Genomic DNA, 11479 nt, shown 5'->3' on the forward strand with positions numbered 1-11479 from the left:
GCTCCCATTATTTTTCCCCGAGACGTACCCTAGAGTTAAATATTACTCCCAATATATTCTGTCCCGACTGGTAAAAGTGTCAAGGGCGATCGTCACACTTTCCGCACAGACAAAAAAAGATGTAGAACAGTATTTTAACTGCGATCGAATACCCATTCATGTGGTTTATCAAGGATATCGGTCGGATATCTTCAACTCGAATTATAAATATCAAGACAGTCACGTCCTTAGCAAATATCGTTTAAATCGCTTCTTGCTCTGCGTGGGAGAAACGCGGCCCTACAAAAATATACGCCGACTGATTCAAGCTTTTGCCCAACTCAAACAGCTCGATTTAGACTTAGCGATCGTCGGGAAACCTAGCAAAATAGATACAACCTTAACCGACTTACCCCAACAACTGGGTATTCAGGAAAAAGTAAAATTTTTGGGGTATGTTTCCGATGCCGATTTAGCGGTGTTGTATCGCTCGGCAACCGCATTTATCTTTCCCTCTCTCTACGAAGGATTTGGCATTCCTCCCCTCGAAGCGATGGCTTGCGGATGTCCGGCGATCGTTTCTCAGGTGGCCTCTTTACCGGAAGTCTGTGGCGATGGAGCTTATTATATCGACCCTATGGATATCGAGAGCATTACGAAGGGAATCTACCGAGTCGCCACGAATCTCGAGCTTCAAAAAACCTTACGTATCGAAGGATTAAACCGGGCTAAATGGTTTCAAAATCGGGAAATGTTTCCCCAAATTCAGTCAATTCTCGATGAACACCGGTTTGTTCGATCGTAAGATTGGCAAAATAGATATCTGGGGAATGGGGCACTTCGGCAGGCTCAGTGACCAGGGAATCGGGAATCGGGACTGAAAATTAATGGAGATGTCTAATACACGATACACAAGCCGCGATCTGCCCGTCGCGAACCATTAGCAACTACCATATGAAAATAGAGAAAGTAGGTGAGGCGATTGCAGGCTAGAGTGGAGCGAATCGTTCCCTCCGGCTTGAGGAAAGTCCGGGCTCCCGAAAGACCAGACTTGCTGGGTAACGCCCAGTGCGGGCGACCGTGAGGAGAGTGCCACAGAAACATACCGCCGATGGTGGGGATGGTTTCATCCCTTCACAGGTAAGGGTGCAAAGGTGCGGTAAGAGCGCACCAGCAGCATCGAGAGGTGCTGGCTCGGTAAACCCCGGTTGGGTGCAAGGTCGAAGGAACGACGGTTGGTCTTTTACCGGTTCCGCCGAAAAGAACCGCTCGAGGTGCTTGGTAACAAGCGTCCCAGATAGATAATTGCCCTCTTGGCTGTGTTCGGCTAGGAGAACAGAACCCGGCTTACGACTGCTTTCTCTACTCTTTTTGTCGTGATGCTCGGGTGTTAATCGTCAAGTTAATGCCAATCGCGAGCCGCGTTCTCCTCGTCGCTTCTGGCGATCGATCGTCAGCGTTTTACCGAACTCGAACTCCCAGAACCATTCCATGAATGCCCAACCCAAGATAATCGTACTCGATGACGATCCAACAGGTTCCCAAACCGTCCATAGCTGCTTGCTTCTGACTCAATGGGATGAAGCCACCCTGAAGCTGGGGTTAGCCGATGAATCGCCGATTTTCTTTATCCTCACCAATACGCGGGCGCTGACACCCGAAGATGCAGAAGCGGTGACGCGAGAGGTGTGCCGCAACCTCAAACCCGCTCTGGCAGCGGAGGGAATCGAAGATTTTTTGGTGGTGAGTCGATCGGATTCCACGCTGCGAGGGCATTATCCCATTGAAACTGACGCCATCGCCGAGGAGTTAGGCTCCTTTGACGCTCACTTCCTCACCCCAGCGTTTTTTGAAGGAGGACGCATTACCCGAGATAGCATCCATTACCTCTTGATTGATGGAGTGGAAACGCCAGTGGCGGAAACGGAATTTGCGCGCGATTCTGTCTTTGGATACCATCACAGCTACCTGCCAGATTACGTAGAAGAAAAGACGAAGGGCCGCATTGAGACCAGTCAGGTGGAGCGATTTTTGCTTGCCGATATTCGATCGGGCACCGTGGAAAGATTGATGAAGTTGTCGGGGAACTGCTGTGGCGTTGTCGATGCCGAAACTCAGGCGGATCTCGATCGCTTTGCCGCCGACTTACTCACCGCCGCCAGCCAGGGCAAACGGTTTCTGTTCCGCAGTGCCGCCAGTTTGCTCACTTCCCTAGCGGGTTTGGGCAAACAACCCATCGAACCCGAAGCCATGTCCCAATACGTTCGAGGAGGGAAGCCGGGGGTGGTTTTAGTGGGTTCCCACGTCCAAAAAACCACTCAACAACTCGAACGGCTGCTGCAAGAACCGGATGTCGTCGGGATTGAGGTGGATGTTGCCCGCTTGCAAGATAGCCAGACGGAGACAGACGCGGTTTCTGGTTTACTCTCGGACATTCTCGAACGAGTGGGCACCGTTTACCGTCAGGGACAAACGCCAGTTGTCTATACCAGTCGTCAGGAGTTGACATTTGAAGATACGCAAACTCGCTTGAAATTTGGTGCTGCCGTGTCGGCATTATTAATGGATATCGTGCGCGGGTTACCCGAAGATATTGGCTTTTTGATTAGTAAAGGAGGAATTACCTCCAACGATGTCCTCTCGGATGGGTTGAAGTTGAGAACGGCGCGGCTGTTGGGCCAAATTTTAGCGGGCTGTTCGGTGGTGCGTACCCCTGCCCGAGGAACCCAATTTCCTAATTTACCCGTGGTGCTATTTCCTGGAAATGTGGGAGATCGCGACGGTTTGGCGATCGTATATCGACGTTTGAGCCAGTCAAAAGCGAAGTCAAAAGCGAATTAGAGTCAGGGACGGACATCGTCCTGAAATCGCCACCAGCATCCCGTATTAGGAAGTTAGATACCCTAACCAAACTTTCTGCGGGATGCTTATGTTTACTTTTCGTTCCCTGTTGACCTTTCGTTCCCTGTGTCTATCGGGTTTTGTTGTCAGTGCCGCCTTGGCGTCAATGGCTCAACTCGATCGCACCCCCGAAATCGCTTCTTCCTATGCCAGTCGGGGGTTACTTTCGGCTCAAACCGACCAAAGCCAAGATGCGAAACCTTATCGCGGCAGCGGACGGCGCAATTTTCGCGATGCAAACGTACCGAGTTCTTCTGTCGGAGAAAGCCTTTAACCGCCTCTGGCAATCTCCAGAGCCAAGAATATAGCCTTGTGTGCGATCGGTTTCTCGTTGGTTTGAGGGCAAACTTTTTCCTCATTTGAGTTCTTCACAAGCTACCCGTTTCCCATAGAACACCCGATTGACTCGCTTCTAAAACCAGTCCAGACCATTGATTTTAGTCTGTGGGAAATGCATTTGACTCAAAGCAATCGCTCTTGAAATTTTCGGGAACCATCTCTGCGACTAGTACTCGATCGCAGAAATTATGGCGAATAATTTTGTCGGGGTAATTCCCCCATCGTTGACCCGGTACGGGATAGGCACGGGGGCACTGCACCCGATCGTCCAAACCAGTGTGGTGGACGACTAAAAGAAGATCGAAACGACTCGAAAGCAGATGTTTGTTCGGTCTGCAAAACCCGACACGCGATTGAGAACTCCCAATCGGGCGATGACAACGCCGGACTGGGAGTTTTTTTGCGATGATTTTCGATTGGTGAGGGGGTTTTGCGAGCGATTCGGTGGGGTGGAACCCTGAAACTCAACCACGGTCTACAGTCTTGAGTCTTGTTTTTCGATCCAACCTCGGATTGATTAGACATTTCCGAAACTTTTGTTAGCGAACCCAGCTTGGTATGAGCGGGTGCGGGTATTCTGCTGGCTCGAAGAAAGTTTGTCAATCCCGATCTCTCAATCGCGATCGCACACCCCCCCAAATCTCTTCCCCTGGACTCGGGTGTTCCCTATAATAAAAGAGTTCGTAGATTCTCTTGAGAGCAAACTCTCCACTTGTTCTATTGAGCCAAGATCGAAAACGCGGTGAAAATCACTCACCGCAACCGACGGGGCGAGATCGTCTGGATGGTTCAATAGAGAAAGTATGCCAAAAATACGGAGCGACCATGAGTCAAATCTTTGGGTACTTTGATGAAGACTTACCTGAGACTCACGAATATATCGTTGTCGGCTTTTCTCCGAGTTCGGTTCCCATTCGTCAGCGATGGCGAAATAATGGTTTATCTGCCGACTTTCTATCAGATTACTTAATGTCTTTTTTCCCAGAAGATGGGGAATTTCTATCGCCGGATCGTTCTCCTAGTGAGATTAAAGACGCAATTAGCTACATTGCAAATGAGTTACTCGAAAATGCAATGAAGTTTAACTATAAAGCACTCTCTCATCCGGTTAGTATTCAGCTTCGCTTACTTCCCGATCGAGTCATCTTTTTGACGACAAATGCGATCGAACCGAAAACGATAAATGACTTTCAAGATTTCTTAAAAAAACTAATCGATTCAGATCTAGAGAAACTGTACGTCAACCAAATCGAACAAAGTGTTGTCTGCGAGAATAAAATGAGTTCCCAGCTCGGTTTTTTGACCATGGCTCTTGACTATATGGCAAAGCTGGGCTGGAAATTCGAGAGAATGAAAGATAATCCAGAATTGACTCAAGTGACAACGATGGTGACTCTCGAAATATAATAACATTGTTAATATTTATTCATTATTTCTTCTCTAAAATGTCTGACTCTTCAATGTATGCAGAAGAATATTTTGTTTTCTTAGAAGCAAATTCACCCGAGCAAATTTTATCCGCTGACGAATTGAGAGAGAAATTAAAGACCGTTTTAAAAAATCACACCGATCGCTTACCTAGAGAGTTACAAACGTTGAATTCTCTAGAAGACCAATCCCAACATCTTGTCGAAAACTGTTGCGAGTTTGAATTGAGTGCTGGAAAACTGTTGCAGTGGTACGCCATCCGCTTAGAAAAATAAGGGGGCAAGCGATCGCAAGTGTCACACCCCGACTTCGTTTTCTTTCTAGGAGCGCGACAATTGAATTAGACAAAGATCGCAGAACCACTCAATTCCAATTGTATTTCCAGCCAAAACGAGGCGAAATGAGGCTGAAAACCCAAGGAAAAGAGAGTCAAGCAATAGGCGATCGAAAGTCCCCGGACCTATTTTTTCAAATCTTCGCGAATCAGAACGGCACTGCTGGCCACTTACCTGAATTTCTGAGTAGATTACCGGGTCAATCGTACATTTGTTAACCCGAGGAGAACACCATGAACAGATTCACGCGCTACTTCGCAATTTCGATCGCAATCGCCATTGGGCTTGTCACCGCTCGAACGGCTGTCGCCCAAACCCTGGAGCTATCACCGGGATTTACCGAACCCACGACGGTTGACGGTATTGCCGGCGGAACATCCAACAGCGGCAATTGCGGCTATATTTCCGAAACCCCAAACCACGAACTCGTCCTCACGGATGACTTCGACTATCTTAGAGTGTGGGTGGATGGTGCCGAGAACCTCACGCTGTTGGTGAGAGGGCCGGGGGGAGAATTTTGCGCTCCGCGAGATCCCCAACAGTCGGGATATTGGGAGGAGGGAACTTACTCGATTTTCGTCGGCGATCGTGTTGGAACTGACGAAAACTATACCTTATCAATTTCAACGAATCCATAGGAGTCTGGGGGAGAATTAAAAAGTTATACTCCTGGTCTCTTCGTCTACCTATCTAGCATCTAAAAAAAGAGCCAAGTTCTAAAAGCTTGGCTCTTTTTTGATGGAATTTTTGGAGATTCCATTTCAAACAAAAGAAAGGGGTATCTCTAGAAAAGCGTTATTTGCACCATTCCCGAGAAAAGGGCAAATCTTGATTGATGCCATCAATTTGCTGCTGTTCCATTTGATTGACCTCTCGTAAGTACGGCAGCAAAATTTGTCGGAGTTTGGGGTTATAAAACCGGTGCAAGCTGTAGTTAGGCGTAGCCGGAAAGCCGCGACGTTTTTTGTGTCGTCCTCCTGCACCGGGATCGAAGGTTTGGATGCCATTACGAATCCCCCATTCGATCGGGGAGTAATAACAAACATCGAAATGCAGGCAGTCGATATCCCGAGAACTGCCCCAGTAGCGACCGTAAAGACGATCGCCCTTGGTCAGGCAAAAGGACATCCCTATGGGTTGAGTCTCGTCGAGTTCGTCGTACGCGGCAATAAAAACCGTGCGATGGCGGTAATTGTCATAAAGCCGATCGAAAAAATTGGGGGTGAGATATTTACTTCCCCACCAGCCAAATTTATCGCAAGTATTTTCGTAGAAACGAGACATCAAAGAAAACATTGACAGAGGAATCTCATCTCCTGTCAGCGCTTGCAGTTTTAAACCTATTTTAGTCACCGCTTTTCGTTCTCGTTTGATATTGCGACGCTGATTGGCATTAAACACCTTTAAATAGTCATCGAACGTCTCAAATCCCTGATTTTGCCAAATATAACTGTGGTGCAGCCACTGACTAAACCCGTTGCGTTCGAGAATCGGCTGCCATTCGGGATCGACGTAGAGAAAATGACATCCCGAAATTTGGTGGCGATCGCAAAATCGATCGATTTGGGCAATCATCATCGATGTTAGCGTTTCCTCATCTTCCCCCGGTGCCATCAGAAATCGATAACCTTCCGCTGGCGTAAACGGACTCATCCCCAACAGTTTGGGATAGTATTCAATGCCCAAACGCTCGGACAACTCAGCAAATTGATGGTCGAAAACGAACTCTCCATAGCTATGACCTTTGACGTAAAGTGGTGCGGCAGCAACGAGAGTGCGATCGCGCCACACGGTCAAGTGATTGGGCAACCAACCCGTTTTCGCCGTGGTACTGCCCGAAATTTCCATATCGTGCAGCCAATCCCACTCGAAAAAAGGGGTCTTCAAGGGTTTTGCCAGGGCATCCCATGCCTGAGTTGGCACATCGGCAATTTTATTAATCCAGGCAACGGAATAGCTGGGCTTGAGTTGTTCTAGCATAGACAATTGCAAGGCACGATCGATGTTGGCTATTTCTAGAGTGTGAACGACAAATGGATTTTTGTCTGCCGATGGCGAACTCAATTCTGGAATCGGCGATCTTGGCGGTGTAGTCGGGTCTCGATCGAATAATCCTTTAGTCCGAGTCTGGCTTTTTAGCAGTAAGAAGGGTACGATGTCTACGATTGTACGTTCCCAGCCCCAACTAGGGCGAAGACGAGTAGTGAGGTGTGGGTAATGACGAGCAAACGAGAAATTCCCGACTGGTGGGCGGATAATGCACCATCGGATGCGGACGAAAACGGCAAATCCCCGACATCCCCATCGGATGGATCGAACTCTGGATATCGCGCCAAAATCGATCGGGCGACTGCCACCTCTGGAGACTTGGAAACCACCACTTTTTTTGCCAAGTCTTCGTCTTCGGTCGGCACGCTTCCCCCTCCTGCAGCCATTGCCTCTTCTCCATCAGACAAAACGAATTCGCCACCTCGAAATCGACGAACTAGACGCTCGTTCAAATGGCCCAGCTGGCAGGTCTGGGTGCTGCTGGTTTGCCTGAGTTTTGGCGGTGCGGGTTTTACCGCCGTGGCGCTGCTGTTAAAGCTTCCCTCCCTGCCCAACTGTCCGTCGATGTTCTGGCCCCTGGCTTCAGCCTCAATGCGCCTTTACTGCGCCCAAGTTGCCGCCCAGAAAAAAACCGTTGACGACCTCCTCGAAGCCATCGCCTTGGTCGATGCTCTACCCGCCGAGCACGCTTTGCGAGGAACCATCAACCAAAGTCTCGAAGAGTGGACTCAGGAAATCCTCAATATTGCCGAGGAGAACTTCCACGGGGGGAAACTTGCCGAAGCCATCGCCATCGCCCGTAAAGTACCCACCAGCGAAGGCTCTCGTGCTAACGCCCAAGCGATCGAAGAACGCATCGAAAGTTGGCAGACGATTTGGACCGATGCCGAAAAGATTTACAAGGATATTGAAGATCAACTGCGCCAGCAAAACTGGGCGACGGCCTTTCGTCATGCGACTAAACTCCTCGCGGTGAGGAACACTTATTGGGAAACCACCAAGTATCAAGAAGCAACCGTTACCATTCAAGCGGCGCGGGTAGATGCGGGAAAAATTTCCAAAGCCAAAGATTTAGCCGGGAGTGGGGGGGTGGATAACCTCGCCGAAGCGATCGAAACCCTCGAAGAAGTGGGCATTGATAGTTACGTTTATCAGACCGCCCGCAAATCCATCGAAGAATACGGGCGAGACATCATGAACTTGGCTGATGCGGCTCTGGAGGCGCGCAATTTATCCCAAGCGATCGCCATCGCCCGCCGCATTCCCCAAAGTACTAACCTCAAAGAGGAAGCGCGAGCCTTTATTACCCTCGCCCGTGCCGAATCCCAATCCTGGCGACCGACGGTGGGCAGTTTGGAAAATGCCATCAAACAAGCCCAGCGCATCGGTCCGGACAACCCCCTCTACAGTCGAGCGCAAAGCTCGATCGCTCGCTGGCAGCAATCCATCGAGCAAGTCGCCGTCCTCGAACGCGCCCGCGATTTTGCCCGAACCGGCAGTGTTAGCGATTTGACCTCGGCGATTGCCCAGGCCCAACGGATTCCTACGGATAATCCCCTCTGGGATATCGCTCAGGAAGAAGTGCAGCGTTGGAGAGGGGACATCGAAACGATTCAAGATCGACCCACCCTCACCCAAGCACGACAACGGGCGAGTCGCGGTGATGTCAAATCTTTGCGCGAGGCGATCGATCTGGCCCGGCAAATTGGAGTTTCGCGATCGCTCTATGGGGAAGCTCGGGAGTTTATCGATCGCTGGGAAGGAGAAATCGCCCTCCAAGAAGATCGTCCGATTTTAAATCGAGCCCAAGCCCTAGCTAATTCGGGAAATACTTCTGGTGCCATTGAAGTAGCAGCTCGCGTTTCCCAAGCCAGTCCCCTCTACGGCGAGGCCCAAGACTCGATTTACAATTGGCAGACTGAGGCAAGCGATCGACAAAATATCGACGATGCCAACGCTCTAGCCAGTGCTGGAACCTCAGAAGGTTTAGCCTCGGCCATTCGCACGGCCAGTCAAATTTCATCCGGAAGCATCTGGCGATCTCAAGCCGATCGCAATATCGAGCAGTGGAGCCAGCAATTGTGGGGAATCGCACAAGATTTATCGTGGTCGGATCTCTCTGCCGCGATCGCCATTGCCGAGCAAATCCCCCCGGATAGTAACCTGTACGATCGCGCTCAGACTCAAATTCAGGATTGGGTCGCTCTTCTCAATGCCCCACCAGCCGCACCAGCCGCACCTCAACCTCAATACATCGAAACCGAACCACCGACCGAAACCTACACGGAGGAGTTCGTTCCCGAGTTTACCCCAGAACCCGCGCCGGAAGATCCTGTTGAAATCGATCCTCCGACAACTTTGGAACAAAAGAAACCGCTGGTGGAAATCAGGGAATTCGGCGATCCTCTAACCGATCCATCTTAATTAAAATTGTATCGATCGGCTCGCAATGCCAAATAGATATAGCGTTATACAAGTCCGTTCGGGAGATATCTATTTGCTTAATAAGAAAGCATTGGCATTAATTGCAGCGGGCCGAGGCCCAATTCTTCGGGCGTAATCGATCGAAGGGTAAACAGTGCCATCATATCTTTGGGTTGTGGGTTGCCCCGAGAAGCCCCCGTCGCGCCCATCGCCACTATCACACCACAATACCCTTGGGCTTTCTCCAAAGCCACTTCCCATTGCTGACGCGATCGCAGATATCCATTATCCTCTCGATCGAACTCTCCAAATAAATGTAATTGCTCGTCGTGGGTTTGCAGAATTCCCAAATCGTAGAATTCATCTTCGAGGGGATTTTCTCCGGGGTTGAAGCACAGTCCCCGCAGTCCGCCAGCGGCAACAATCTCCTCAATCAACCGCTTGGCTTTCGGGCGGGTTGTTTGAACGGTCAGCACTGGCAATCCCCGCCCGGTTTGGGGAATTTCCATCTCGACCTGGAGTCCGATGGTGTGACGGAAGGACTCGATTTGAGTCCACGGCATCACCTCTAAGCCCAGTAAAGCCTTGGGAGGAACCAAATCTTCATCGAGAAGGGGCAATGCAAACTCCTCGAACCGATCTTCTCGATTTTCTCCATCTCGAACGATATCGAACAGCTCCGCAGCCAGATCCGGTAGAGTCGAGACGCTCACCTGCATTGAGGAAGGCGAAGACGGGATCTCTGGGGGCAAGTCAATTTTATATGTTCCCTGGCAAGACTCGAAGGTATCGCCATTGAGTTTGCGATGATACGATCGAAAAAAACGATGCAAGGCTTTGAGGGTGACCCAAATCGCCATGGCTTCATCGTCGTAGAGAAAAGAGCGCAGTCCTTCGAGAGGGTGCAAATTTCCGAAAGTCGGTTCGATGTCCGACCAGGGTAAATCCGCCAAATCGCCGTGGGAGTCTTCGTTGAATTCTTCTTCAAGGCTTTCGTAAGTCAAAAACAAGCAATCTTGACTCAAAAAAGCCGCTTCGAGCTGCTCCATCGAGTCCCGCTCCATCACCGACGCGCGGAACTTCTTTAATGAGTCCACAGAACGGTAGAACAAAATACCATAGTCCAATCCCAGCATTCCGAGTACCGAAGCGTAGAGAGTTTCGATATCCCATCGGTTGAGTTCGATGCCGATAATTTGGTGGTCGCTTAAAAAATGCCAAGGTGCATCTTGCCAAATCTCGCCGGCGCTGCGATCGAGGAGCTGAGAATATTGCGGCGGAAGTTGGGGCGGGCGAACGCCTGCTACCTCTTGAAACCCGCGAAAAATTTCATCGATGAGGGGTAAATCCGGTACGTATTCTAAGGCGATGTCGAGATCTTGAAGAACCCCTCGCAGGAAAAACAATACTTCCCGATCTCTGACGACGATTTTTTGAGGTCGCCCCGGTTGCGCCCGATTGTGGGGATGCTCCATCGCCCGCAACAGCACCCGAACGATCGCTTCTAAACCTGTTTCCTCAGAAACCATATCCACGGCTCGCACGATTCCTTGAGAACCATCCACCCATAAAATGCACTCGCCATGGGTTCCGGTTGCCGGAACCCCCATATCGTCCCGAGCGGCAACCGGACGACGATCGCCTTCCCACACGCAGGGCATTGGCGGCAGTTGTTGCAGGCGACGAAGGGTAGATTGAGGGAGTGTTGTCATAGATCGCGCGTCAACCGAAATAGGGGATGGGGAAGAAGGTTCGTACTCCAGTTTCCCGTTCGTTCTTACACTTTACCACTGGGGGACTCTTACCCCTTCTGGAGGGTCTATTTTTTTCTGTTACAGGGAATGGGGACTTAAATTTTCTCTATCTCCGCGTCTTTGCGTCTCTGCGTCTGCGCGTCTCCCCCTTCACCCTCCAAAAAGTCGCTGATTGCGATCGTCAGCCCCGAGATGCTTAGCGCGATCGCTCGAACTTCCACGGGGTGCGATCGTCTCCGGCAGAGGGATTTGAACGCCCCACGCATCTTG

10 protein-coding genes and 1 other RNA gene are annotated in these 11479 nt (G+C 50.2%); 8 read left to right on the plus strand and 3 right to left on the minus strand.

Annotation, left to right across the window (positions count from 1 at the left end):
* From IQ235_RS07850 to IQ235_RS07880, 7 genes are all read left to right on the plus strand, one after another.
* Positions 1–784, plus strand: a 784-nt coding sequence (locus IQ235_RS07850; protein WP_264320927.1) for a glycosyltransferase family 4 protein, incomplete at its 5' end; no start/stop codon positions are given.
* Positions 785–944: 160 nt separating this feature from the next.
* An RNA gene (rnpB, locus tag IQ235_RS07855) (RNase P RNA component class A) lies at positions 945–1344 on the plus strand.
* A gap of 126 nt (positions 1345–1470) precedes the next feature.
* Positions 1471–2820, plus strand: coding sequence for a four-carbon acid sugar kinase family protein (locus tag IQ235_RS07860; RefSeq protein ID WP_264320928.1), 1350 nt, complete (start codon positions 1471–1473; stop codon positions 2818–2820).
* A gap of 88 nt (positions 2821–2908) precedes the next feature.
* Positions 2909–3154 (plus strand): heterocyst-inhibiting protein PatX, encoded by a 246-nt coding sequence (gene patX / locus IQ235_RS07865; RefSeq protein WP_264320929.1) that lies wholly within the window; start codon positions 2909–2911, stop codon positions 3152–3154.
* Positions 3155–4044: 890 nt separating this feature from the next.
* Entirely contained in the window at positions 4045–4626 is a 582-nt protein-coding gene (locus tag IQ235_RS07870) for a slr1658 family protein (protein WP_264320930.1), read from the plus strand.
* Positions 4627–4664: 38 nt separating this feature from the next.
* Positions 4665–4922, plus strand: coding sequence for a CRR7 family NDH-1 assembly protein (locus tag IQ235_RS07875; protein ID WP_264320931.1), 258 nt, complete (start codon positions 4665–4667; stop codon positions 4920–4922).
* A 293-nt stretch (positions 4923–5215) separates the two neighbouring features.
* On the plus strand, positions 5216–5620 hold the full coding sequence (locus IQ235_RS07880) for a hypothetical protein (protein ID WP_264320932.1): 405 nt from the start codon (positions 5216–5218) through the stop codon (positions 5618–5620).
* A 157-nt stretch (positions 5621–5777) separates the two neighbouring features.
* On the opposite strand, the gene IQ235_RS07885 is transcribed toward IQ235_RS07880, so the two are convergent.
* Entirely contained in the window at positions 5778–6962 is a 1185-nt protein-coding gene (locus IQ235_RS07885; RefSeq protein WP_264320936.1) for a GNAT family N-acetyltransferase, read from the minus strand.
* A gap of 179 nt (positions 6963–7141) precedes the next feature.
* Complete coding sequence (locus tag IQ235_RS07890) at positions 7142–7417, minus strand: hypothetical protein (protein ID WP_264320933.1); 276 nt, start codon at positions 7415–7417, stop codon at positions 7142–7144.
* 88 nt (positions 7418–7505) lie between these two features.
* Between IQ235_RS07890 and IQ235_RS07895 the strand changes: the two genes are divergently transcribed.
* The gene (locus IQ235_RS07895) at positions 7506–9455 is read left to right on the plus strand and encodes a hypothetical protein (protein WP_264320934.1); all 1950 of its coding nucleotides are present in this window, start codon (positions 7506–7508) and stop codon (positions 9453–9455) included.
* A gap of 77 nt (positions 9456–9532) precedes the next feature.
* On the opposite strand, the gene IQ235_RS07900 is transcribed toward IQ235_RS07895, so the two are convergent.
* A complete protein-coding gene (locus IQ235_RS07900) occupies positions 9533–11167 on the minus strand; it encodes a DUF6930 domain-containing protein (RefSeq protein WP_264320935.1) in 1635 nt (544 codons plus the stop codon).
* Between the last annotated feature and the right edge of the window lie 312 nt (positions 11168–11479).

The organism is Zarconia navalis LEGE 11467 (assembly GCF_015207075.1).
Classification (GTDB): Bacteria; Cyanobacteriota; Cyanobacteriia; order Cyanobacteriales; family Geitlerinemataceae; genus Zarconia; species Zarconia navalis.